At 63.8% G+C, this 22386-nt stretch carries 24 protein-coding genes; 14 read left to right on the top strand and 10 right to left on the bottom strand.

Annotation, left to right across the window (positions count from 1 at the left end; all coding sequences use genetic code 11):
• Positions 1–9 precede the first annotated feature (9 nt).
• Positions 10–1593: a peptide MFS transporter gene (locus OU999_10530; protein WAC22197.1), complete on the bottom strand. Its 1584-nt coding sequence runs from the start codon at positions 1591–1593 to the stop codon at positions 10–12.
• Positions 1594–1746: 153 nt separating this feature from the next.
• On the opposite strand from OU999_10530, the gene OU999_10525 reads away from it, so the two are divergent.
• Positions 1747–2340: a nitroreductase gene (locus tag OU999_10525; protein WAC22196.1), complete on the top strand. Its 594-nt coding sequence runs from the start codon at positions 1747–1749 to the stop codon at positions 2338–2340.
• Between the two features lie 29 nt (positions 2341–2369).
• On the opposite strand, the gene OU999_10520 is transcribed toward OU999_10525, so the two are convergent.
• The 3 genes from OU999_10520 to OU999_10510 all read right to left on the bottom strand — a co-directional run bounded on the left by OU999_10520 (position 2370) and on the right by OU999_10510 (position 3929).
• The gene (locus tag OU999_10520; protein WAC22195.1) at positions 2370–2642 is read right to left on the bottom strand and encodes a hypothetical protein; all 273 of its coding nucleotides are present in this window, start codon (positions 2640–2642) and stop codon (positions 2370–2372) included.
• A gap of 154 nt (positions 2643–2796) precedes the next feature.
• On the bottom strand, positions 2797–2994 hold the full coding sequence (locus OU999_10515; protein ID WAC22194.1) for a toxin-antitoxin system HicB family antitoxin: 198 nt from the start codon (positions 2992–2994) through the stop codon (positions 2797–2799).
• A 20-nt stretch (positions 2995–3014) separates the two neighbouring features.
• Positions 3015–3929 (bottom strand): SPFH domain-containing protein, encoded by a 915-nt coding sequence (locus tag OU999_10510; protein ID WAC22193.1) that lies wholly within the window; start codon positions 3927–3929, stop codon positions 3015–3017.
• Positions 3930–4145: 216 nt separating this feature from the next.
• On the opposite strand from OU999_10510, the gene OU999_10505 reads away from it, so the two are divergent.
• Positions 4146–4424, top strand: a complete 279-nt coding sequence (locus tag OU999_10505) for a hypothetical protein (protein WAC22192.1) — start codon at positions 4146–4148, stop codon at positions 4422–4424.
• Here the strand turns inward: OU999_10505 and OU999_10500 are convergent, their stop codons facing one another.
• Positions 4425–4847, bottom strand: coding sequence for a hypothetical protein (locus OU999_10500; GenBank protein ID WAC22191.1), 423 nt, complete (start codon positions 4845–4847; stop codon positions 4425–4427). It lies immediately after the preceding gene.
• Positions 4848–5000: 153 nt separating this feature from the next.
• On the opposite strand from OU999_10500, the gene OU999_10495 reads away from it, so the two are divergent.
• The gene (locus OU999_10495) at positions 5001–6542 is read left to right on the top strand and encodes a M20/M25/M40 family metallo-hydrolase (GenBank protein ID WAC22190.1); all 1542 of its coding nucleotides are present in this window, start codon (positions 5001–5003) and stop codon (positions 6540–6542) included.
• Between the two features lie 61 nt (positions 6543–6603).
• Positions 6604–7725, top strand: coding sequence for a zinc-binding dehydrogenase (locus tag OU999_10490; GenBank protein WAC22189.1), 1122 nt, complete (start codon positions 6604–6606; stop codon positions 7723–7725).
• Positions 7726–7753: 28 nt separating this feature from the next.
• On the opposite strand, the gene OU999_10485 is transcribed toward OU999_10490, so the two are convergent.
• Together OU999_10485 and OU999_10480 are read right to left on the bottom strand one after the other, a co-directional pair.
• Positions 7754–8767: a hypothetical protein gene (locus OU999_10485; GenBank protein ID WAC22188.1), complete on the bottom strand. Its 1014-nt coding sequence runs from the start codon at positions 8765–8767 to the stop codon at positions 7754–7756.
• Positions 8768–8927: 160 nt separating this feature from the next.
• On the bottom strand, positions 8928–9821 hold the full coding sequence (locus OU999_10480) for a LysR family transcriptional regulator (GenBank protein WAC25408.1): 894 nt from the start codon (positions 9819–9821) through the stop codon (positions 8928–8930).
• A gap of 140 nt (positions 9822–9961) precedes the next feature.
• Here OU999_10480 and OU999_10475 point away from each other — a divergent pair, with 140 nt between their 5' ends.
• From OU999_10475 to OU999_10460, 4 genes are all read left to right on the top strand, one after another.
• A complete protein-coding gene (locus OU999_10475; GenBank protein WAC22187.1) occupies positions 9962–11461 on the top strand; it encodes a CoA-acylating methylmalonate-semialdehyde dehydrogenase in 1500 nt (499 codons plus the stop codon).
• Positions 11462–11476: 15 nt separating this feature from the next.
• Positions 11477–11884: a VOC family protein gene (locus tag OU999_10470; GenBank protein ID WAC22186.1), complete on the top strand. Its 408-nt coding sequence runs from the start codon at positions 11477–11479 to the stop codon at positions 11882–11884.
• Positions 11885–12760 carry a 3-hydroxyisobutyrate dehydrogenase gene (gene mmsB / locus OU999_10465; protein ID WAC22185.1) on the top strand — a complete coding sequence of 292 codons (876 nt, stop codon included), beginning with the start codon at positions 11885–11887 and terminating at the stop codon, positions 12758–12760.
• An 85-nt stretch (positions 12761–12845) separates the two neighbouring features.
• Positions 12846–13883, top strand: coding sequence for an alpha/beta hydrolase (locus tag OU999_10460; GenBank protein WAC22184.1), 1038 nt, complete (start codon positions 12846–12848; stop codon positions 13881–13883).
• A 58-nt stretch (positions 13884–13941) separates the two neighbouring features.
• On the opposite strand, the gene OU999_10455 is transcribed toward OU999_10460, so the two are convergent.
• The gene (locus OU999_10455; GenBank protein ID WAC22183.1) at positions 13942–14454 is read right to left on the bottom strand and encodes a hypothetical protein; all 513 of its coding nucleotides are present in this window, start codon (positions 14452–14454) and stop codon (positions 13942–13944) included.
• Positions 14455–14971: 517 nt separating this feature from the next.
• Between OU999_10455 and OU999_10450 the strand changes: the two genes are divergently transcribed.
• Positions 14972–16075: a glycosyltransferase family 61 protein gene (locus tag OU999_10450; protein WAC22182.1), complete on the top strand. Its 1104-nt coding sequence runs from the start codon at positions 14972–14974 to the stop codon at positions 16073–16075.
• 10 nt (positions 16076–16085) lie between these two features.
• Here OU999_10450 and OU999_10445 read toward each other — a convergent pair whose 3' ends face one another.
• A complete protein-coding gene (locus OU999_10445) occupies positions 16086–16799 on the bottom strand; it encodes an SDR family NAD(P)-dependent oxidoreductase (protein WAC22181.1) in 714 nt (237 codons plus the stop codon).
• 13 nt (positions 16800–16812) lie between these two features.
• Positions 16813–18273, bottom strand: a complete 1461-nt coding sequence (gene purF / locus OU999_10440) for an amidophosphoribosyltransferase (protein ID WAC22180.1) — start codon at positions 18271–18273, stop codon at positions 16813–16815.
• A gap of 150 nt (positions 18274–18423) precedes the next feature.
• Between purF and hisI the strand changes: the two genes are divergently transcribed.
• The 5 genes from hisI to OU999_10415 all read left to right on the top strand — a co-directional run bounded on the left by hisI (position 18424) and on the right by OU999_10415 (position 22314).
• Positions 18424–18789, top strand: a complete 366-nt coding sequence (hisI, locus tag OU999_10435; protein WAC22179.1) for a phosphoribosyl-AMP cyclohydrolase — start codon at positions 18424–18426, stop codon at positions 18787–18789.
• Positions 18789–19316 carry a hypothetical protein gene (locus OU999_10430; GenBank protein ID WAC22178.1) on the top strand — a complete coding sequence of 176 codons (528 nt, stop codon included), beginning with the start codon at positions 18789–18791 and terminating at the stop codon, positions 19314–19316. Before hisI ends, OU999_10430 begins: the two co-directional genes overlap by 1 nt.
• 42 nt (positions 19317–19358) lie before the next feature.
• On the top strand, positions 19359–19787 hold the full coding sequence (locus OU999_10425) for a MerR family DNA-binding transcriptional regulator (protein WAC22177.1): 429 nt from the start codon (positions 19359–19361) through the stop codon (positions 19785–19787).
• A gap of 106 nt (positions 19788–19893) precedes the next feature.
• The gene (locus OU999_10420) at positions 19894–21696 is read left to right on the top strand and encodes an acyl-CoA dehydrogenase C-terminal domain-containing protein (GenBank protein WAC22176.1); all 1803 of its coding nucleotides are present in this window, start codon (positions 19894–19896) and stop codon (positions 21694–21696) included.
• Positions 21697–22008: 312 nt separating this feature from the next.
• A complete protein-coding gene (locus tag OU999_10415; GenBank protein WAC22175.1) occupies positions 22009–22314 on the top strand; it encodes a hypothetical protein in 306 nt (101 codons plus the stop codon).
• Positions 22315–22386 lie beyond the last annotated feature (72 nt).

The following is a 22386-nucleotide window of genomic DNA, read 5'->3' as shown; positions in this document are numbered from 1 at the left end:
TGGTGTCGATCAGGCACCGCGCGTGGCCGGATGGACGCCTGCCGCCTGGTTTTCGGCAAGTTCGTCCTCGCCTGCCAGCGGCTCGGCATCCTTGAGCGTGTCGAGGTGCATCAGCTTCTTGATCAGCGGGGCGATGACGAGCACGCCGATGCCGACACCGATCGCGATCCAGCCGATCTGCGAATAGACGTCGAGCACCACCTGCTGGCCCGCGCCTTCGCCGCTCGCCTTTTCCGAACCCGTGGCCGCCGCGATCAGGCCGGCGGCGAAATTGCCCGAGGCCGATGCGAAGAACCAGGTGCCCATGATCAGCGAGGCCATGTGCGCGGGTGCGAGCCGGTTCATCGCGCTGAGGCCGACCGGGGAAAGGCAGAGTTCGCCCATGGTGTGGAGCAGATAGATGAGGAAGATGAACAGCACCGGGGTCGGTACGCCGGGTCCGGTCGCCGCCGCGCCTGCGACGAGAACCAGGAAGCCCGCGCCGAGCTGGATCATCGCCAGGCCGAACTTGGCAGGGGCACTGGGCTCCAGCCCCTTGCGGCCCAGCAGCGTCCAGATGGTCGCGAAGATCGGGGCGAGCAGCACGATGTACATCGCATTGACCGACTGGAAGACCGAGGCCGGCACGCCGCCGCGGTCGACATAGCGGTCGGTATAGAGGTTGAGCGAGGAGCCTGCCTGTTCGAACAGCGCCCAGAACAGCACCGAACCGAGGATCAGGAACATCGCCGCGAAAATGCGGTCGCGGTCTTCGCGCGGCAGCTTGGTCACGGCGGTGAGCAGCACATAGCCGACCAGCGCGACGCCCGAGGCGAGCAGCAGCCAGCCAACCACGTCCTGATACTGGATCAGCACCCAGATGCCCAGAACGGCTGCCACGCCGACCACATAAAGCAGCCATTCGAGCTTGATGCCGAGGACAGGCTTGGCGAGCGCTGCCGCATCGGGCGCTTCGCCGCGTCCGCACAGCAGCGGCTTGCCCAGGATGAACACGATGAGACCCAGCGCCATGCCGACGCCCGCCGCGCCGAAGCCATAGGACCAGTCATAGACCTCGCCCAGATAGCCGCAGGCCAGCGAGCCGAGAAATGCGCCGAGGTTGATGCCCATGTAGAAGATCGTGTACGCGCCATCGCGGCGCACATCGGTGCGCGGATAGAGCTGGCCGACGATCACCGAGATATTGGCCTTGAGGAAGCCCGATCCGACGATGATGAAGGCGAGCGCCAGCCAGAAAATGCTGAGCGATGCCGGATCCTGCCCGCCCGTGCCTTCAAAGCCCATCAGCAGATGGCCGAAGGTCAGCAGCACCGCGCCATAGGTCACCGCCTTGCGCTGGCCGAGATAGCGGTCGGCGAGATAGCCGCCGAGCACAGGGGTGATGTAGACCAAGGCGGTGTACGCGCCGTAGATGACGCCCGATTGCTCGTCCGAAAACAGCCAGTGCTTGGTGAGGTAGAAGATCAGCAGCGCGCGCATGCCGTAATAGGAAAAGCGTTCCCACATTTCCGCGAAGAACAGCACATACAGGCCCTTGGGATGGCCCAGGAATGTGCCCTTGGAATCGCCGCTCACGGCATAACCGCTGGCCATTATCGCATATCTCCCGTCGATTTTCTGTTGGCGGCCAGTCCCTGGGCCGTCCATAGCGTGGCGGCCAACCTAGACAAAAATGCGCGGGTGTGAAGCGCCTTGTTGCAGTTGTTACCAGACTGCCGCTTGCCCCCCTGCTGCCGGAGCCCTTGCGTGACCGAATTCAACGATCTTTCCTCGCTGACCCGCTATCTTGCCAGCCGCCGCTCGGGCCGCCCGCGCGACATGATCGCGCCGGGCCCCGATGCCGCGCAGATCCGGCAGATTGTAGCGACGGCGCTGCGCACGCCCGATCATGGCAAGCTGAACCCCTGGCGCGTGGTGCATGTCGCGAGCGATCAGCGCGATGCCTTCGCCGAAAAGCTCGCGAGCGCCTATCGCGCCGAAAAGCCCGAGGCCGGGCGGCTGGAGATCGAGGCGATGGAGACATTCGCACGGCAGGCGCCCGAGCTGCTGGTCGTTCTGTTCAGCCCCCGCGAATCGAGCAAGATTCCGCTGTGGGAACAGCAGCTTTCGGCAGGGGCGTTCGTGATGAACCTGCTGCACGCGGTGCACGCGCAGGGCTTTGTCGGCGGCTGGATCACCGGCTGGCCGAGCTATAGCGATGCGGTGCGTGACCTGTTCGGGGCAGCGCCGGAGCAGATCGCGGGCTTTTTGTTCATCGGTACCGCAAGCCAGCCGCTCGAAGAGCGGCCACGGCCTCAGCTGGATGCCGTGTTCGCCGAATGGGCACCCACCGGGGATTGAACATCCTCGATGGGGTGCGCCCAACGTGCTCAGTGCAGCGCGGCGGCGAACTCTTCGGCGGGCGCGGCTTGACCGCCAAGCGCCAGCGCGACGTCCTCTTCGGCAAATTCACGGACGATGGCGGCGTCCAGCTTGTCGAGCGGCTGCATTCCGGCTTCATGCTTGTGCGCGATCTTGGCGGCGGCATTCCAGGCCTTGGCCGCATCGAGCGCGATGCCCTGGCGGTTCTTGAGCGGTTCGGCGGCGGCCTTGGCGAGCTGCAGGCTTTCCTGCTCACGGCAGAATTTTTCGGTGATGCGCACAGCATACTCTCCTCGTCCGATTTCCAGACAATCAGGCAGCAGCGCGCGCGATTGCGCGCGTTATCGGCGATCACGGTTATCGGATGCGGCGACCCTAGCACGGTCGGGCCGCAATAGCGAACGATGGTTCGGCCAGGCCCGTTGCTGCGCGGCATCATTCCTTGGGCGGCCGCCCCCTCGGCCTTTGCTCTGGTGGCGCAAGCTTGATCCCGCGCCGCGCCAGTGCCTCGCGCAGCAGGATCTCGATCTCTGCATTGACGCTGCGCAGCTCCTGCGCGGCTGCGCGCTCGATCGCCGCGTGAAGCGACGGATCGAGGCGCAGGGCAAAGGGTTTCTTGGGCGGGGCGGCCATGGCTGGCTCTGATGGTCAGCTCAATAGAGCGACCCGGCATTGACCACCGGCTGGGTGTCGCGTTCGCCGCACAGCACCACCATGAGGTTCGAGACCATCGCCGCCTTGCGTTCGTCGTCCAGGTGCACGACGTTCTTCTCGCTCAGCATCGCCAGCGCATGTTCGACCATGGTTACCGCGCCTTCGACCAGCCGCGAACGCGCCGCGATCACCGCTTCGGCCTGCTGGCGGCGCAGCATCGACTGGGCGATTTCCGGCGCATAAGCGAGGTGCGTCAGGCGGCATTCGTCGATCTGCACGCCGGCCGTTCCGACGCGTTCCTGCAGCTGCTTTTCAAGCTCGTGGCTGACCTCGTCGGCATCGCCGCGCAGCGTCACTTCGTCGGCGTTGAAATCGTCATAGGGGTAGCGCGCACCGATGACGCGGACCGCGCTTTCGATCTGGATGTCGACGAACTCCTGGTAATTCTCGACATCGAACAGCGCCTTGGCGGTGTCGGACACGCGCCACACGACATTGGTCGCGATCTCCACCGGGTTGCCGCGAAGGTCGTTCACCTTGACCTTTTCCGACGTCACATTGTGCACGCGCACCGAGATCTTCTTGCGGCTCAGCCACGGCCAGCGCCAGCGCAGACCGGTGTTGCGATCGGTGCCCTTGTAGCTGCCGAACAGCTGGATCGCCGCCGCCTCATTGGGGTTGAGCATGTAGAAACCCGAGATGATCAGCAGAAAGGCCAGCCCGCCGAAGATCATCAGGCCGAAGCCCAGCGGGTTGCCACCCTTGGCCATCACGACGCCGAGCACCGGCAGCAGCATCGATCCCAGCATCAGCAACAGGAAGATATAGCCGTTGAAGGTGCTGGCATGGCTTTCGGTGCTGGCCACCATCGCGCCGCTGTCCGGTCCGCCGTCAAAAGAGGAATTCTGCTGCATGGGAAACGCCCTCCGAGTCGAAAAATATGATATCATATTTATATCAAATGTTGCGAACGGCAAGCGGCATTTGTTGTGCGGCGTTCAGGAAATTCATACCGCCCGTCACAGCGTAGCCAGCCGAGGCTGATACAGATGCGATGAACGGTTGGTCGCGCAAGGAAACCGTTTTGCCGTCCGTGCGTAAGGCATGGGAGCTATCGAGGATAACAGGCCATGACGATGCACTTTCCCCGACCCACATTCGACCCCGCCCAGGCGCTGGCGGCAGGCCATGCCTTTGCCCGTCGCATCTCGGGGCGCGGCTTCATGCCGCTCTATCATCAAAGCGATGTGAACCACTGCCCCGGCTGTGGCGGCAAGAGCTGGCATATCGGCCGGATGAGCGCGGAATGCGCCGTCTGCGCAACGGCGATCCCGCTTGCCGATGTCGCTGCCCAGCCTATGCAGCCGCTGTTCCACGTCACCCGCAGCCGTACGGCCTGGGTGGAATGATCAGCGCCGCCTGGCTTGCCCGAATATAGCTGGGTAGAAGGTCCGCTCCTCCCATGAGACGCGGGCCTTGAGCCGGTCGGTCAGGCTACGAAAGGCCGCAACAAAGCCGCTGCGATCCTCTGCCACCCGCCGCTGCGGCCAACGCGCGTTGCAATCCATCAGATCCGCGCGCCAGGCCAGCAGCTCGTCATGAAAGCGGCGCAGCAGCAGGGATTTTTCCGCGTCCTTTTCCATCGTGTCTGCCTGGTTGTTGACCAGCTTGATCTCGACGCTGCAATGGCTGTTGACCAGGCGCGAGAAGGCCAGCCGCATGCTGGGCAATTTGCCCAAAGCGTCATCATTGCCCTGGCCCACCGCGGTGAGGATGGCGTCCGCCTGTGTCAGCAATTCCGCATGCTGATGGACGAAATTCTGGTTCAACATAATGCATTGGGCTCGCAGCTCAGGCCCCCCGATAGGCCCTTGTGATTCAAGGATTTAGCGAGCCATCCGTTTACATCACGTTACGACTTGCATCGCCGGTTCCGCTGGTCCAGCCTGCCGCCTTCCCACTGCTGCTGCGAGGCTGAAACCATCATGACTGACACGACCGCCACCAATCCGAACCGCCGCACCATGCTGCGCTCTGCTGCCCTGATCGGCTCTGGCATGGCGCTGACCGGCACAGGCGGCGCGGCGCTGGCAGCGGCGGAAAGCGAGATGGCGCGCATCCGCAAGGCGGCGGAGAGCAACCGCGACGCGGACATCAAGCGCATCCAGGACTGGATCAAGCTCCCCTCGATTGCGGCAGAGAATCTCAACATGGCCGAAGGCGCGGCTTATATGGTCGACCTGGCCAAGTCGGCGGGCTTTGCCGGCGTCACCACCGTGCCGTCCGATGGCCATCCCGGCGTCTTCGGGGTGATGGACAATGGCGCCAAGCGGACGCTGGGCATCTATTTCATGTACGACGTCAAGCAGTTTGACCCGGCGGAATGGTCCTCGCCGCCGCTGGAGGCGCGGATCGTCGACAAGCCCGGCTGGGGCAAGGCTATCATGGGTCGTGGCGCGGTGAACCAGAAGGGACCGGAGGCAACGCTGCTCGCCACGCTGCACGCGATGAAAAAGGCCGGGGTCAAGCCGCCGGTCAACCTGGTCCTGCTGTGCGAGGGCGAGGAGGAGATCGGATCGCCCAATTTCAAGCAGATCGCGACTCGCCCCGATGTGCTGTCCGCGCTGAAAAAGTGCGAGGGCATTTTCATTCCGGCGAGCTGGCAGGGGACGAATGGCGAGGTGCAGGTCAATCTCGGCTCCAAGGGCGTGATCGAACTGGAACTGGTCGCCAGCGGCGCGAAATGGGGCAGGGGGCCCAAGGGTGACGTCCATTCCAGCTACAAGGCGATGATCGATTCCCCGACATGGCGGCTGGTTCAGGCGCTGCAGACGCTGGTCACGCCCGATGGCAACAATGTCGCGATCGGCGGATGGAGCGACAATGTGCGCCCGCTGACGGACCGCGAAAAGGCGCTGATCGCCGAGGCCGCCAAGGGGATGAACGAGGCGCAGATGAAGCAGTCCTTCGGCGTCACCCACTGGATCGACGACCTGCCGTTCGACCAGGCACTGGTGCGGCTGGCGCAGGAGCCGACGGCGAATATCGAAGGGCTGGTCGCGGGCTATACCGGTCCCGGCGGCAAGACGGTGCTGCCCGGACGCGCGGTCGCCAAGCTCGATTTCCGGCTCGTGCCCAACCAGACCCGCGCCGAGGCCGAAGCGAAACTGCGCGCGCATCTCGACAAGAACGGCTTCAGCGATGTCGAGGCCAATGTCTCGGGCGGCTATGATCCGACCGAGGTGTCGGAGGACAGCCGGCTGATCAAGGCGGAACTGGCCGCCTATGCCAAGCTCGGCGTCAAGGCGAACCTCAACCCGCGGCTCGCAGGCTCCTGGCCGGGTGCGGTGTTCACCGCCCCGCCGGTCAGCATCCCCGCCGGCCATTTCGGCATCGGCCATGGCAGCGGCGCGCACGCGCCTGACGAATATTATGTCGTGGAATCGACCAACCCCAAGGTCGCCGGGATTACCGAGGCAACCCTGGGCTATGCCGAGATCATGTACCAGCTGGCATCTGTTCGCTAGTCGGGCGAGGAGGCGGCGCGGCGCTTGCGGGCGGGCGGGCGAGACGGCATGAGGTGAGCTTATGAAGATCACCGCGACCATTCTCGACCGCATCGGCCACAAGGGCCCCTATGCCGACACCCGCCCGCTGCGCCTGGCCGAGGTCGATCTCGCCCCGCCAGGAGCGGACGAGATGCTGGTGAAGATCGAGGCTGCTGGGCTCTGCCATAGCGACCTTTCCGTGATCAACGGCGACCGCCCGCGCCCGATGCCGATGGCTTTGGGGCATGAGGCGGTGGCGACAGTGCTCGAGCCCGGCGCGATTGCTGCGCAGCATTTCGCCGCCGGTGACCGCGTGGTGCTGAGCTTCCTGCCTCTGTGCGGATATTGCCCCAGCTGCCATTCGGGCGAGGGCTATCTCTGCGGCAATGGCGCCGCGGCGAACGGCGCGGGGACGCTGCTGGGCGGCGAGCGGCGATTGTCCGAGAACGGCGTGCCGGTGCAGCATCATCTGGGCTCCTCGGCCTTCGCGACGCATGCCGTGGTCGACCGGCGCTCGGCGGTGAAGATCGACAGCGACATTCCGGTGGAGATCGCTGCGCTCTTCGGCTGTGCGGTGCTGACCGGCGCGGGCGCGGTGCTCAACGGTGGAGCCTTGCGCGCAGGCGAGAGCGTCGTCGTCTATGGCCTGGGCGGCGTCGGCCTCGCTGCGCTGATGGCCGCGATCGCGGGCGGTGCGCATCCGGTGATCGCGATCGACCCCATGCCCACCAAGCGCGCGCTGGCGCTGGAACTGGGCGCAATGGCCGCTGTGCCTCCCGAGGATGGCGAAGAGGCGGTGGTCGCAGCCTTGGGCCGCAAGCCCGATCTGGTGATCGAAACCGTCGGCAAGGCCCCGGTGCTGGCAAAAGCCTATGGCCTCGCGCGGCGCGGCGGGCGGATCGTCACCGTGGGGCTTCCGAACCCGGCGGACATGCTTTCGATCCCCGCCGTGTCGCTGGTCGGCGACGGCAAGACGCTGATGGGCAGCTATATGGGCAACGCCATCCCCTCGCGCGACATCCCGCGCTACATCGCCCTGTGGCGCGCCGGACGCATGCCGGTGGAGAAGCTGCTGAGCTCGGTGAGCCCGCTGTCAGAGATCAACGCGCTGTTCGATGAACTGGCGAGCGGGACGGCGATCCGGCAGGTGGTGGTGCCTTGAGGGATAAGCATTGGCCCGCGACAGCTGGTCAATGAACCGCGATGCGCCCGCTCCGCTGATTGATACGCAGCGCAATAAGGCGCGCCATCTGGCGTCCACGGGCGCCGGACGTACTGGAAATGGTTGCGGCATCCGGATCTAGCCAACCCAAGGCTTCGCTTACGGCTCCGCCTATTTCGGCCGCTGTCTGAACGCCTTGGCCGAGCGTTTCATTCGTCAGATCGCCGATTTCGTCAGGTGCCTGATCTTGCACTTCACTCACCGCGGCATCGACAGCCGCGCCGATCAACCAGGGCAGTTCATAGTCATCGTCTTGAATTCGTTCGCCCATGGTTTTCAGGGCGGCAGCCGTGACCGTAGTCGGGACTGCAAGCAAGATGATGCCGGTACCACGTTCCTTGCGCAACGTGATTACCACAAATGCGGCATAGGGAATGATGGTCGTTTTGATCTTCGTGCCGGTGAGCTGCTGTGCGATCTGGGAGCCAAGCCGCTCGGCAAAATCTCGATGATCGATAGAGCTGCTGGCAATTTCTTCATCGCTCCGTTCGATGACCGTCACATCGACAACTTCATGAAGGGGGATCGCAAGCGGTTTTGACCAGCCCCGGACCGTGACAAGCTCACCCAAAGGCATTCTTTCGATATCGTCCGGTCGCTTGTTGCGGAGGAAAAACAGTTCGTCTTGAGCTTCAGCAAGCGAATAGATCGCATCTTGATTATCAAACTCGACCGTGTCGGCACCACCCTCACATTTCAGAAGATAGTAAACGGGAAAGGTCGCGCCTCGAAAGCCTGGATACCGCAAAGCGTATTCCGATTGTCTCTGGCGATTGCGAAGGCTCTCGAAGGAGGTGAGGGCAAACCCGCTGGCAAACAGAAAGGTGACGATGGCCGTAACAATGCTCCACGTACTGTCCTCTACCAGGCTGCTGATAACGACCGTGAGGACGAGCACGAGCGGAACGGCAATCAACCAAAACAGCACATAGATGATGTCCGCCTTGGTGCGAACTGCTTCAGCGGCTGATGTGTCGGCCATAGTCCCCCCGGTCCGTTACCTACAGGGCTATGGTTTGGAGCGGGCGAGGTCAACCGCGAAGCCACCCTGTCCGCAGTCACCAAAGCAGATCACGATATTGCAGACCATATGCAAGGTCGCCGGTGCAAAGCTGGAAATCTGGCTGCCCGTCGATTCATGCTCATCCATCCTCCCCCATCACCGGCGCGATCCGCTCCGCCAGCGCGTCGAGCCAGCGGATGAACGCATCGACCCGCGCGAGCTTGCGCATGTCGCGATGCACGACCAGCCAGAAGCTGCGATGGATCGCGACGCTTCCCGCCAGCACCCGCTCCAGCCGCGCATTCTGTTCGCCGATGAAGCACGGGAGAATCCCCACGCCCGCGCCCGAGGCGATCAGGCTGTGCTGGACGTTGATGCTCGAGCTGGTCAGCACCGGTTCCAGGCCGGGGCCGATCTCGTCGAGATAGCGCAGCTCGTCGGCATAGATGAAATCGGGGATATAGCCGATCAGCGGGTGACGGCGCAGGTCCTCGACCGACGCAATCGGCCCGGCATTGGCGAGATAGTCGCGGCCTGCATAGACGCCGAGCTGATAGTCGACCAGCTTGCGGACCTTGAGTGGCCCCGCGGTCGGGCGCGAGAGCATGATTGCCAGGTCCGCCTCGCGCTTGGAGGGGTTGAGGAAGCCGTTGGTTGCGACCAGCTCGATGCGGATCGCGGGGTGCTGGCGGTGGAAATCGGCCAGGTTGCGGCTGATCACCCAGGCGGCAAAGCCCTCGGCAACGCTCACCCTTATGGTGCCCGCAAACACCGTCTGCTCGCCGGTCAGCTCGGTGCGCGCATCGACCAGCGATTGTTCCGCGCCCTCCGCATAATGCAGCAGCTTGCGGCCATGTTCGGTGAGCGCAATGCCCTTGCCGCTCGCTTCGAACAGCGTCGATTGCAGATCGCCCGACAGCCGTTGCAGCCTGCGTGCGACCGTGGTCGGGTCGATCTCCAGCCGCCGCGCGGCCTCTGCCACCGATCCGGCGCGCGCCAGCATCAGGAAGATGCGCAGATCGTCCCAGTTCATGCGCCCGTCCGGCCCATCGTTCACCCTGCTCCCGCCATTGTATTTATGCAGCTTGCTGTGACGTTTTTACGCAATTGCTTGCATGAATGCCAGAAGCTATTGCGCCGGGCAAAGATACGGCTTTGCACAGGAGAGCATCGATGCGCACCGTCACCCACCGCCTGGCCCCCGGCGTTACCGCCCCCGCCAGCACCCGCCAGTCCGACATTTTCGATCCCAATAGCGGCACGGTACAGGCGAAGGTCGATCTGGGCAGCGCTGCCGTGCTCGATGCTGCGGTCGATGCCGCGCTCGCCGCGCAGCCCGCCTGGGCCGCGACCAACCCGCAGCGCCGCGCCCGCGTGATGTTCAAGTTCAAGGAGCTGGTCGAGGCGCATATCGACGAGCTCGCCGCTCTGCTCTCGAGCGAGCATGGCAAGGTCCATGCCGATGCCAAGGGCGATATCCAGCGCGGGCTGGAAGTCATCGAATTCTGCTGCGGTATCCCGCATGCGGTGAAGGGCGAATATACCCACGGCGCAGGCCCGGGCATCGACGTCTATTCGATGCGCCTGCCGATCGGCATCGGCGCTGGCATCACGCCGTTCAACTTCCCCGCGATGATCCCGATGTGGATGTTCGGCCCCGCGATCGCGACGGGCAACGCCTTCATCCTCAAGCCGTCCGAGCGTGACCCCTCGGTGCCGGTGCGCCTGGCCGAGCTGATGAGCGAAGCGGGCCTGCCCGATGGCATCCTGCAGGTCGTGCATGGCGACAAGGAAATGGTCGACGCGATCCTCGATCACCCGGCGATCGCGGGCGTGTCGTTCGTCGGATCGTCCGATGTTGCGCATTACCTGTATCAGCGCGGTGTCGCGGCGGGCAAGCGCGTGCAGGCGATGGGCGGCGCGAAGAACCATGGCATCGTCATGCCCGATGCGGACCTCGACCAGGTGGTCAAGGACCTTGCGGGCGCGGCCTTTGGTTCGGCGGGCGAGCGCTGCATGGCGCTGCCCGTGGTCGTCCCCGTGGGCGACGAGACGGCAGATCGCCTGCGCGCCAAGCTGATTCCCGCAATCGAGCAGCTGCGCCTCGGCGTCTCGTCCGATCCCGATGCCGATTACGGCCCGGTGGTCACCGCCGCGCACAAGGCGAAGGTCGAAGGCTGGATCCAGACCTGTATCGACGAGGGCGGCGAGCTGGTCGTCGACGGCCGCGGCTTCACGCTGCAGGGGCATGAAAACGGATTTTTCGTCGGCCCCACGCTGTTCGACCGCGTGACCACCGACATGGAAAGCTACAAGGAAGAGATTTTCGGCCCCGTGCTGCAGATCGTCCGCGCGAAGGATTTCGAGGAAGCCGTCGCGCTGCCCAGCAAGCACCAATATGGCAATGGCGTTGCGATCTTCACCCGCAACGGCCATGCCGCGCGCGAGTTCGCCGCGCGCGTCAATGTCGGCATGGTCGGAATCAACGTGCCGATCCCGGTGCCGGTGGCGTACCACACCTTTGGCGGCTGGAAGCGCAGCGCCTTTGGTGACACCAACCAGCACGGCATGGAAGGCGTCAAGTTCTGGACCAAGATCAAGACCGTGACCGCGCGCTGGCCTGATGGCGCGGTGGATGGCGGCAACGCCTTTGTCATCCCGACCATGGGTTGAGCGGAGCGCCTGACCGTGCAGCTTGCCTATAGCGCCTATCTGGTCCGCGATTATGACGAGGCCATCGCCTGGTTCACTGCGGCGCTGGATTGGCGCGTGTTCGAGGACAGCGATCTGGGCGGCGGCAAGCGCTGGGTCCGGGTCGGTGGTGCGCATGGCGGGCAGCTGCTGCTTGCTCGAGCCACATCCGAGGAGCAACTGGCTGCAGTCGGCAGGGCGGCAGGCGGGCGCGTGGCCTATTTCGTCCACACATCCGACTTTGACGCTGATCATGCGCGCATGGTCGCGGCGGGCGTCGCCTTTGCCGAAGCGCCGCGCCACGAGGTCTATGGCAAGGTCGCGGTGTTTGCCGATCTTTACGGCAACCGATGGGATTTGATCGAAGCGCGCGCAGACGCGCTTGAAGATAGCGGAGAGACTTGAATGGCGACCATCGGATTTATCGGCCTGGGCAATATGGGCGGTGGCATGGCGGCGAACCTCGCCAAGGCCGGGCACAGGGTCATCGCGTTCGACCTGTCGGGCGAGGCGCTGGCGCGCGCCGGGGCCGCCGGGTGCCATCCGGTGTCCGACGCGGTGCAGGCGGTGAGCGAGGCGGATGTCGTCGTCACCATGCTGCCCGCGGGCAAGCATGTCGCGGCCGTGTACAAAGACACCGTGTTCGGCGCGGCTAGGGCGGGCACGCTGCTGATCGATTGTTCGACTATCGATGTCGATACCGCGCGCGATGTCGCGAGCGCTGCCAAGGCGCGCGGGCTGGAGGCGGTCGATGCCCCGGTCTCGGGCGGAATCGCGGCGGCCAATGGCGGCACGCTCACCTTCATGGTTGGCGGCAGCGCGGACGGTTTTGCCCGCGCCGAACCGATCCTCGCCGATATGGGCAAGGCGGTGATCCATGCCGGCGACAATGGCGCAGGCCAGGCGGCGAAGATCTGCAACAACATGCTGCTGGGCGCGACCATGGCCGCGACTTGCGAGACCTTTGCGCTGGCGAAGAAACTGGGGCTCGACCTCCAGACCTTCTACGATATCTCGTCCAAGGCCTCAGGGCAAAGCTGGTCGATGACGAGCTATTGCCCCGTCCCCGGCGTCGGCCCCGCCAGCCCCGCCGACAACGGCTATGCCGGAGGCTTCGCCGCCGCGCTGATGCTCAAGGACATGCGCCTCGCGCTCGAAGCCGCCAAGGCGAGCGGTGCGCGCGTGCCGATGGGCGAGCGGGCCGAAGCGATCTATGCGGCGTTCGTCGAGGCGGACGCGCAGGGGCTGGACTTCAGCGCGATCATCACCGCGCTCGAATAAGCCGCGCGGTCATCGCTACGCTGGGGAGGCTGGACAGCAATGCTGGCGCGGCCCTATGCTGCCGGTCTTCGGCGGAGGGCGCAGCATGAAAGCGGGTCTCAAGCGCAATTTGCACAGTCACGGGTTGATGCTCGGCCTGGTATTGCTGGGCGGTTTGACGGCATGTGGCGGTGGCGGGGCGTCCCCGACCGCACCGGTGCAATTGCCGCCATCGACCGGCACCCCGGCCCCGTCGCCCGCGCCAACCCCGGCACCCACGCCCGCGCCCAGCCCGACGCCATCGCCTCCGCCCACCGGTGCGGTGCTCAGCGCCGATATCCGCTATGGCGATGGTCCGACCACCAGCGGCTCTATCCCCCTGTTCCTCGACAGCTACCGGCCCAACCAGAGCTGCACCAATCCGCGCCCCACGGTGCTCTACGTCCATGGCGGCGGCTTTGTCGGGGGCAGCCGCAAGGGGCAGCAGGTCGTGGCGATGGCCGATGAGCTGGCTCCGCTCGGCATCAACCTGATCTCGATTCAATATCGCCTGCAGGGCGACAATCCGGTCATCTCGAGCGAGTTTGCAGCGTTCGAACGCGATTATCGCGCACTCGATCCCAGCCAGCAGTCGCCCAGGGTGACGGCCTTTGTCGCGGCGGTCGAAGATTCGGTGCGCGCGCTGCGCTGGATGCAGGCCAATGCTGCGAGCTTCTGCATCGATCCCACCCGCATCGCCTATTGGGGCTCGTCCGCCGGCGCCTATACCGTGCTGCACACGGCCTATTCGCTGAATCCCTATGGCATTGCCCGGCCCGAGCCGCGCGTGGTGGTCGATTACTGGGGGGGGCTGTTCCGCGACACCGACCTGCAGAATGGCGAGGCCCCGCTATTCGTGATGCATGGGACCGCGGACACCACCGTATCCTTCAGCGAAGCCACCGAACTGACCGACCGCGCCCGCCAGGTCGGTGTGCCCTTCACTTTCTATACGCTGGCTGGCGCGGGGCATGACTTCAACGGCAGCGGCTTTTTCGTCCGTACCGTCGATGGCCAGTCGCTTGCGAAACGCACCGCCGATTTCATGGCCGCGCATCTGCTGCCGGGCGGAAGGCCGGTCTATGAAAGCCGAGTGGTGCAATAGGGGGGCTTCACGGGCTTTCTGGAAGTGGGCGCGCAGGAACCGGATCCCAGAGCGTGCTTCACCGTGCTGCAATAAGCATGAGCCGGGTGGAGTCGGCCCTGAGGGGATGGGCAGCGCCAACGATGACCGACAGGCGCCGCTGCCAGGGCCTCGTGCCGGGCGGCAAGGCAAGGCTGGCCGCTGCAGGGCGCGATCGGCGGGCCATTGGCAGGCCGCCAGAGCCCTGGGAGGACCATGCTACAGCGCTATCATCGCCCCGAAGCCGGAAGCCGCCGACCGATGAAGCAGGCGCTGGCAGCGAGGCGCATATGAGTTTGCCCGCGCGGCTGAAGGCATAGGCCCTTGGTGTCATGGTGAGCGCATTGCGCGACGCGAAATCGGGAGCAGGCGCTGCGATGAACACCATGGCTGGCGCGATCGTCACCGTGATGATGTCTTCCTGATCCTGCGAGCGCTGTTCGGTAAACAGCGCTGCAATCCGATCCTGATGATCAGTCAGCGATTGGCGGATAGCTGCCACAGCAAAAACCGCAGAACAGACGAAAAACAAAGCATAAATCACGGCGAGCATGGCAGTGTTTTCCTCAGTCCGGCAGTTGGCTCCCTGGCCACATTATTGCTTACGCCTGTGTATAACACTGTTGATAACCACCTGTCCAATTTATTAGACACTCGATGTTATAAATCTGCTCGGCACCGTCCATTATCGCTCATTTGAGCCGATAAAAAGGGACGTTGAGAATCGCCTGTACGCGCAAAATTGACGATTCGTGAGGACAAGTTTCGGTGGCGAAAAGTTGGTTAGCGCAGCGCCCAATTATATTTTCGTTCAACGCTGGCGGTCGGTTACAAACACGCGTAGTTTAAATATTTAATTTGAATAATGCTATCATTGTCAATACTACTCGGCAAAATACGTCCGATTTTTCTTGGTATATGGCAGTATTTTCGTTGCCGTGGGAGTAACGGGCCAGAGGCAACAGTGCATCCCTAGCCCCCTTTATCCTGGTTAGGTGCGCTCCCATGCCAAGGCTGTTTCCGTCTTGATCGGGGTTCGCTAACGCGCCGGTCCGTTGTAAGAGAGGCACATGAAGGGCTTGCTTAAAGCGGTAGCCAAGGCGGTTGTTCGTCCGCCCCGCAGCGTTGCCACGACGCACGCTGCATATAGCGCTGCTCATCCTGACAGCTGGTCCGAGGCGTTCGCTGCAGACGATCGTGTCCGCACGCCACCGCGTCGTTTTGGCACCTTGGACGTCGATTTCGCGAGCATGATCGATCCGATCCCGGCACTGGGGGTTTATACACTGCCCAATGGCCGCGCATCGGGCCGGTCCGGCAAATGCTGTTCGTCATCCGGCACGGTTGTCCGGGAAACGACTTGGTATGGCCAGGCGCTCTACTCTTCGCCCTCGATACTCTCGCTGCGTCCGCCAAAGCGGTTGGCGGGCACCTGTCTTTCGCTGGTGTGCGAATTTGCCTCGGACAGCTATGGCCATTATCTGCTGGACGGCGTGTCGCGGCTTGGCATTGCCCTCAAGGCCGGTTGGACGCTGGACGCAATCGATCACGTCTATATTTACGAGCCGCCTTCAAAATCTGCCCGTCAAATGCTCGGCGCACTCGGCATCGCCGAGAGCAAGTGCGTCTGGGCCAACCGGGTGCCCGAAATCGTCGCGGATCGATTGCTGGTCACGTCCTTTCCAGGGACCCGGCGCAACTATGCGCGCGTGGTGCCAGATACGCTCGCGCGCCCTTTTCAGCCTGTCGCTTGCGCTGGCCGTCGGCTCTTTGTGCCCCGCCTGGGCAAGCGCCTCATCGCGAACGCGGCAGAGATCGAGGCCATTTCGCGGGAAATGGGGCTCGAAATCTATGATCATGCGCGTGTCAGCGACGAGTTCAGCCATTTCCGGCAAGCTGAACTGGTGGTCGGTGCGCATGGTTCAGGCTTGACCAATATTGCGCTTTGCCATCCGGGTACCAAGGTCATGGAACTGGTGCCCACCGACCATGTCTTCCCATATTACTACACGCTGGCTGATGCGGCGGGCCTCGATTATGCCTGCCTTGCCGGGCATAGCAGCCAGATGCGCGAAAAAGGGGCCTGGGGACCGAGCCACTTCGATTTCACGGTCGATCCGGAAGAATATCGCGCCGCCCTGGGCACGTTGCTGGCAGAGCTTGATGGCTGCTAGAACGACGCGTTCACCCCTCGAGCACAACCTTTGTCCCTGTCTCGAACGCGTTCGAGACCAGGTCCGCAATTGCCTCGCCCACCACTTCGGGCAGTTTCACCGTCGCCGGGTCTTCGCCGGGATAGGCCTTGGCGCGCATCGCGGTGCGGGTGCGGGCCGGGTCGACGATGGCGGTGCGGATCTTGCCGATATTGCGCATTTCCTCGCCATAGGCGCTGAGCAGCACCTCGAGCGCGGCCTTGGATGCGCCATAGGCGCCCCAGAAGGCGCGGGGGCTGGCGGCGACCGAGCTGGTCAGGGCGACCACGCGGGCATCGCTGCTCTTGCGCAGCATCGGATCGAAATGCGCGATCATCGCCTGCGCGCTCAGCACGTTGAGCGTCATCAGGCGGTTGAGCTCGGTGCCGTCGATCGTCGGAACCGGACCCAGGCTGCCCAGCATCGCGGCATTGAGCACCAGGATGTCGAGCGCCTCCCAGCGTCCGCTGATGGCCGCTGCGAGCCGCGCGATGCTGTCGCCATCGGTCAGATCGAGCGGGGCGATGGTCGCGGTGCCGCCGGCCTCGAAAATCGCGTCCTCTACGCCTTCCAGGTCCTTGGCCGTGCGGGCGGTGAGGATGACATGCGCGCCGCGGGTTGCAAGCGCCCTGGCGGTGGCCGCGCCAATGCCACGGCTCGCGCCGGTCACCAGGGCCAGCTGCCCCTGCAGAACTTTGTCGGTCATGGTCGTGAAATCCTCAGCCGGCGACCCGTTCGGCCAGCAGGGTCAGCTGGTTGGGCTGGTCGCGCTCGGCCAGATCGGTGAGCGAGGTGGGATAGTCGCCGGTAAAGCAGGCGTCGCAATAGCGCGGGCTGTCATCGTTGCGATTGGCTTCGCCCAGCGCGCGATACAGGCCATCGATCGAGAGGAAGGACAGCGAATCCGCCTGGATGAACTGGCGCATTTCCTCGATCGACTTTTGCGCCGCGAGCAGTTTCGATCGCTCGGGCGTGTCGACGCCATAGAAGCAGCTGTGCATCGTCGGCGGGCTGGCGATGCGCATATGCACTTCGGCCGCGCCGGCATCGCGCATCATCTGCACGATCTTGAGCGAGGTGGTGCCGCGCACGATGGAATCATCGATCAGCACCAGACGCTTGCCGTTGATCAGCGGCTTGTTGGCATTGTGCTTCAGCTTGACGCCCAGATGGCGCACGCCGTCACCCGGCTGGATGAAGGTGCGGCCGACATAATGCGAGCGGATGATGCCCAGCTCGAACGGCAGACCCGATTGCTGGGCATAGCCGATCGCCGCAGGCGTGCCGCTGTCGGGCACCGGGACGACCAGGTCTGCCTCGATGGGGTTTTCCATCGCCAGCTGCGCGCCGATCGCCTTGCGCACCGAATAGACCGACGATCCATCGACGATGGAATCGGGGCGCGAGAAATAGACATGCTCGAAGATGCAGGGCCGCGACGCCTTGTCCGCAAAGGGACGGTGCGATCGGATTTCGCCGCCGCTCACCACCACCAGTTCGCCCGGATCGACGCTGCGCACGAACTCCGCGCCGACGATATCGAGCGCTACGGTCTCGGAGGCGAAGATCACCGTGTCACCGATGCGGCCCATCACCAGCGGGCGGATGCCCAGCGGATCGCGACAGGCGATCATGCCGCTATCGGTCAGGCAGATCAGCGAATAGGCACCTTCTACCTGCTTCAGCGCATCGATGAACTTGTCGAGCAGCGTCCGGTAGCGCGAGGTCGCGACCAGATGGATGATCGTCTCGGTGTCCGAGGTCGACTGGAAGATCGATCCGGTGCGCACCAGATCGTGGCGCAGCTTCATCGCATTGGAGATGTTGCCGTTATGCGCGATGGCAAAGCCGCCCGAGGACAGTTCGGCATAAAGCGGCTGCACGTTGCGCAGCGCGGTCTCGCCGGTGGTGGCATAGCGGACATGGCCGATCGCCCAATCGCCCTTGAGCGTGCGCATCGTTTCTTCGCTGTCGAAATTGCCCGCCACATGGCCCAGCGCCTTGTGGTTGTGGAAATGGCGACCGTCGAAACTGCTGATACCGGCGGCCTCCTGGCCGCGGTGCTGCAGCGCGTGCAGGCCCAGCGCCACCATGGCAGCAGCATCGACTGCTCCGGCTACGCCAAAAACGCCGCACTCTTCGCGCAGCTTGTCGTCGTCAAAAGGATGAGTGGTGATCATGTTGCGCGCCCGATTCGGTTGCAGCCGGGTGGTTCGGCACCCCTATAGGCACGCAAATGGGGTTTGTCTTGCTTTTGTCACAGGTGATTTCGCAGGTCATTTTTCGTTAACCGTGTTGCACGGGGCGCTGGGTGCGATTAACCGGGCTTTATGGCCGATATCCGCGAAACCGGGCTGGACCTGGACCCCAAATATGACGCCGCAGGGCTGATCACGGCGTGCGTCACCGACGCGGCGAGTGGTGCGCTGCTGATGGTCGCGCATATGAATGAAGAGGCGCTGCGGCTGACGACCGAAACCGGCGAGGTGCATTTCTGGTCACGTTCGCGCGCCAGCCTTTGGAAAAAGGGCGAAAGCTCGGGCAATGTGCTCAAGCTTGTCGAACTGCGCATCGACTGTGACCAGGACGCGGTCTGGGTGATCGCATCGCCCGCCGGTCCCACCTGCCACACCGGCGCGCCTTCGTGCTTCTATCGCCGGGTTGCGGCCGATGGCGCGCTGGAACGGATCGCCTGATGCGGCTTGCGCTGCTCGCCTGCCTGATGCTTGCCGGGTGCAGCGTTTCACAGGCCGGCGGCGATGATGATGCGATGACCCCGCTGGACGCCGCCGCGATCGATGCGGGCGTGATCGCCGATCCGCAGGCCATCGATCTGGCGGGAAGCTTTGCCGATCCCGGCGCGACCGGATCGGATGCGTTCTGCGCGCGCGGCACCCGCGACCAGGGCTATGCAGTCGGCGTGCTTGTGACCTTTGGCGGATCAAGCCAGTGCGAGGCGACGGGGCGTGCCAACCTTTCCGGCGAGACGGCCGAGATCAGCCTGTCGCGCAGCGGCGAGGGCGATGATGTGGCCGGGTGCCGCTTTTCCGCCCGATTCGACGGCAATGCCCTGGCGCTGCCGGGCAGCGTGCCGGCGGCATGCTCTGCGATTTGCAGCGACCGGGCGAGCCTTGCCGGGGCATCGTTCGCGCTGGTCGAACCGGGCAATGCCGCGGCGGGTGCAGCCAGCGGACGATCGATCAAGCGACTTTGCGGCGACTGAATTTACTTGACGTTTACGTCAAGGGAATGTAGCGCAGACTGCATGCACGACCGTTCGACTCTTGGCCGCATCGACACTCCCGATCTGCAAAACCGGGACAGCTACACCATTTCCGATCTGTCGGACGAATTCGGCGTCACCGCCCGGGCGTTGCGCTTCTACGAGGACGAGGGACTGATCGCGCCGGAGCGGCGCGGGCTGACCCGCGTCTATTCCAAGCGTGACCGCGCGCGGCTGGCCTGGATCATGCGCGCCAAGAATGTGGGTTTCAGCCTGGGCGAAATCCGCGAGATGATCGATCTGTACGACATCGGCGACGGACGGCGCGAACAGCGCCGCGTGACACTGCAGCGCTGCAAGGAGCGTATAGCCCTGATGCGCAAGCAGAAGAAGGACCTCGAAAGCGCGATCCAGGAGCTTTCGCAATTCGTGAAGATGGTCGAGCAGGTGGATCGTGCCGACCTGGGCTGAAAGGCCTTAATCCGATCCGGGCGGTTGCCGCGATGGACCACGCCCAATGCCAGGCCTTCCCCAAGCCTGGCCGCAACAGCTTGAAACTTTTTGAGAGGACCTCAAGATGCCCAAATATACCGCACCGGTGCGCGATACCCAGTTCATCCTGAACGAGGTGCTGGGAATCGAGAAATATTCCAATCTGCCCGGCTTCGACAATGCCGCGCCCGACGTGCTTTCCGCCGTGCTCGAAGAGGCAGGCAAGTTCGTCGAGGAAGTGCTGTTTCCGCTCAATCAGATCGGGGACCAGCAGGGCTGCACCCGTCATGCCGACGGCACGGTGACCACGCCTGACGGCTTCAAGGAAGCGTACCAGCAATATTGCGAAGCGGGCTGGGGCACGCTGGCCGCGCCCGAAGAGTTCGGCGGGCAGGGCATGCCGCACGTCGTGGGCATCGCGTTCGAGGAATTCATGTCGTCGAGCAACATGGCGTTCGCCATGTATCCCGGCCTGACCCATGGCGCGGTCTCCGCGATCCTCGCCAAGGGCAGCCAGGAACAGAAGGAAAAGTACGCGCCGAACATGATCAGCGGCAAGTGGGGCGGTACGATGAACCTGACCGAACCGCATTGCGGTACGGACCTGGGCCTCATCCGCACCAAGGCGGTTCCGCAGCCCGGCGGTACCTATGCCATTACCGGCACCAAGATCTTCATCTCGTCGGGCGAGCACGACCTGACCGAGAACATCATCCATCTGGTGCTGGCCAAGACTCCCGATGCGCCTGATAGCGTCAAGGGCATCTCGCTGTTCATCGTGCCGAAGTTCCTCGTCAATGACGATGGCTCGCTCGGTGAGCGCAACGCGGTGTCGTGCGGCTCGATCGAGCACAAGATGGGCATTCACGGCAATTCGACCTGCGTGATGAACTATGATGGCGCCACCGGCTATCTGGTTGGCGAGGAGAACAAGGGGCTCGCCGCGATGTTCATCATGATGAACGCCGCGCGCCTGGGCGTGGGCGGTCAGGGCCTGTCGATGGGCGAAGTGTCTTACCAGAACGCGGTGCAATATGCCGGCGACCGCCGCCAGGGCCGTGCGCTCACCGGCGCGCAGGATGCCAGCGAAAAGGCCGACACGCTGTTCGTCCATCCCGATGTCCGCCGCATGCTGATGGAAGCCAAGGCGATCAACGAGGGCCTTCGCGCGCTGATCCTGTGGGGCGGCCTGCAGGTCGACCTGACGCACAAGGCACAGACCGAGGAAGAGCGCGTCGCCGCCGACGACCTGATCAGCCTGCTGACCCCGGTGATCAAGGGCTATGGCACCGACAAGGGCTATGAGATCGCCACCAACATGCAGCAGATCTATGGCGGCCATGGCTATATCGCCGAATGGGGCATGGAACAGTATGTGCGCGATGCGCGCATCGCCATGATCTATGAAGGCACCAATGGCGTGCAGGCGATGGACCTGGTCGGACGCAAGCTGGCGCAGAACGGCGGGCGCGCCGTTCAGACGTTCTTCGGCATCATCGACAGCGAATGCGCCGATGCCAAGTCTGATGAGCGCCTCGCCGATTTCGCCAACCGCCTCGAAAAGGCCGTGGGCGAGCTGAAGGCTGCGACCATGTGGTTCATGCAGAACGGCATGATGAACCCCAACCATGTCGGTGCAGGCGCGCACAGCTATATGCACATCATGGGCATTGTGGCGCTGGGCCTGATGTGGCTTCGCATGATGCGTGCGTCGATCGCTGCGCTGGAAGCAGGCAGCGGCAATGCCGTGTTCTACGAAACCAAGCTGAAGACCGCGCGCTATTTCGCCGAGCGGATCATGCCCGATGCCGGCGCGCTGCGCCGCAAGATCGAGGCTGGGTCGGATGCGATCATGGCGCTCGAGCCGGAGCTGTTTGCCGCAGCCTAAGCTCTATTGTCACAGAAGCTGCCAGTAAAAGGGCGTTCTTCCGCAGGGAGGGGCGCCCTTTTCTTTTCGGTTTGCGACGAACCGAAGCAGATATTCGTCGCTGGATTCGCGCGATTGGGCGCTGCGTTGCCAATTTTCGTGCGCTGTGGCGAAATATGCTTGCGACAACTTGCCGGAACCCACCGACCTGCAAGTAAACCGGCATCAGGCCAGCGGAACAGCGGCCGGTTCACCTCGTTGATGCTGCGGAGCAACCAAGGCCCCCAACTGCCCCGGACCAAGGGGTCGCAATATTCACGAGGAGTAAAAGCCATGAAGAACACGATTATCGGAACCCTGATCGCCGCTGGCGCGCTCGCCGCAACCCCGGCCCTGGCGCAGGACGCCACGCAGGAAGCCCCGGCCAGCCCGGCGACCGAAGCACCGGCATCGGAAACCCCGGCTCCCGGCGCTGAAGCCCCGGCCACGGCCGAAAAGGCTCCGCCCGCCACGCTGGATTCGAACGGCGACGGCACGATGGATGCCTGGGACCGCAACAATGACGGCAAGGCCGATGCTTGGGATACCGACGGTGATGGCAATCCCGACAAGGCCGATCCCATGGATGCCGCTGAATAACCAGATACCCAAAAGGGTCGAAAGCGAAGGCCAGGAGAGCAATCTCCTGGCCTTCTAGCGTATCTTCAAGAA

It is taken from the genome of Blastomonas sp. SL216 (genome assembly GCA_026625625.1).
GTDB lineage: Bacteria > Pseudomonadota > Alphaproteobacteria > Sphingomonadales > Sphingomonadaceae > Blastomonas.
The sequence above is the reverse complement of the archived record's forward strand: the minus strand, read 5'-3'. Positions and strand labels throughout refer to the sequence as shown.

Bases quoted from the DNA above. Each gene is read 5' to 3' on its own strand.
- OU999_10530 (WAC22197.1), bottom strand. From the start codon at position 1,593: ATGGCCAGCGGTTATGCCGTGAGCGGCGATTCCAAGGGCACATTCCTG.
- OU999_10515 (WAC22194.1), bottom strand. From the start codon at position 2,994: ATGGCCGCCCCGCCCAAGAAACCCTTTGCCCTGCGCCTCGATCCGTCG.
- OU999_10510 (WAC22193.1), bottom strand. From the start codon at position 3,929: ATGCAGCAGAATTCCTCTTTTGACGGCGGACCGGACAGCGGCGCGATG.
- OU999_10505 (WAC22192.1), top strand. From the start codon at position 4,146: ATGACGATGCACTTTCCCCGACCCACATTCGACCCCGCCCAGGCGCTG.
- OU999_10500 (WAC22191.1), bottom strand. From the start codon at position 4,847: ATGTTGAACCAGAATTTCGTCCATCAGCATGCGGAATTGCTGACACAG.
- OU999_10495 (WAC22190.1), top strand. From the start codon at position 5,001: ATGACTGACACGACCGCCACCAATCCGAACCGCCGCACCATGCTGCGC.
- OU999_10490 (WAC22189.1), top strand. From the start codon at position 6,604: ATGAAGATCACCGCGACCATTCTCGACCGCATCGGCCACAAGGGCCCC.
- OU999_10485 (WAC22188.1), bottom strand. From the start codon at position 8,767: ATGGCCGACACATCAGCCGCTGAAGCAGTTCGCACCAAGGCGGACATC.
- OU999_10480 (WAC25408.1), bottom strand. From the start codon at position 9,821: ATGAACTGGGACGATCTGCGCATCTTCCTGATGCTGGCGCGCGCCGGA.
- OU999_10475 (WAC22187.1), top strand. From the start codon at position 9,962: ATGCGCACCGTCACCCACCGCCTGGCCCCCGGCGTTACCGCCCCCGCC.
- mmsB (WAC22185.1), top strand. From the start codon at position 11,885: ATGGCGACCATCGGATTTATCGGCCTGGGCAATATGGGCGGTGGCATG.
- OU999_10460 (WAC22184.1), top strand. From the start codon at position 12,846: ATGAAAGCGGGTCTCAAGCGCAATTTGCACAGTCACGGGTTGATGCTC.
- OU999_10455 (WAC22183.1), bottom strand. From the start codon at position 14,454: ATGCTCGCCGTGATTTATGCTTTGTTTTTCGTCTGTTCTGCGGTTTTT.
- OU999_10450 (WAC22182.1), top strand. From the start codon at position 14,972: ATGAAGGGCTTGCTTAAAGCGGTAGCCAAGGCGGTTGTTCGTCCGCCC.
- OU999_10445 (WAC22181.1), bottom strand. From the start codon at position 16,799: ATGACCGACAAAGTTCTGCAGGGGCAGCTGGCCCTGGTGACCGGCGCG.
- purF (WAC22180.1), bottom strand. From the start codon at position 18,273: ATGATCACCACTCATCCTTTTGACGACGACAAGCTGCGCGAAGAGTGC.
- hisI (WAC22179.1), top strand. From the start codon at position 18,424: ATGGCCGATATCCGCGAAACCGGGCTGGACCTGGACCCCAAATATGAC.
- OU999_10430 (WAC22178.1), top strand. From the start codon at position 18,789: ATGCGGCTTGCGCTGCTCGCCTGCCTGATGCTTGCCGGGTGCAGCGTT.
- OU999_10425 (WAC22177.1), top strand. From the start codon at position 19,359: ATGCACGACCGTTCGACTCTTGGCCGCATCGACACTCCCGATCTGCAA.
- OU999_10420 (WAC22176.1), top strand. From the start codon at position 19,894: ATGCCCAAATATACCGCACCGGTGCGCGATACCCAGTTCATCCTGAAC.
- OU999_10415 (WAC22175.1), top strand. From the start codon at position 22,009: ATGAAGAACACGATTATCGGAACCCTGATCGCCGCTGGCGCGCTCGCC.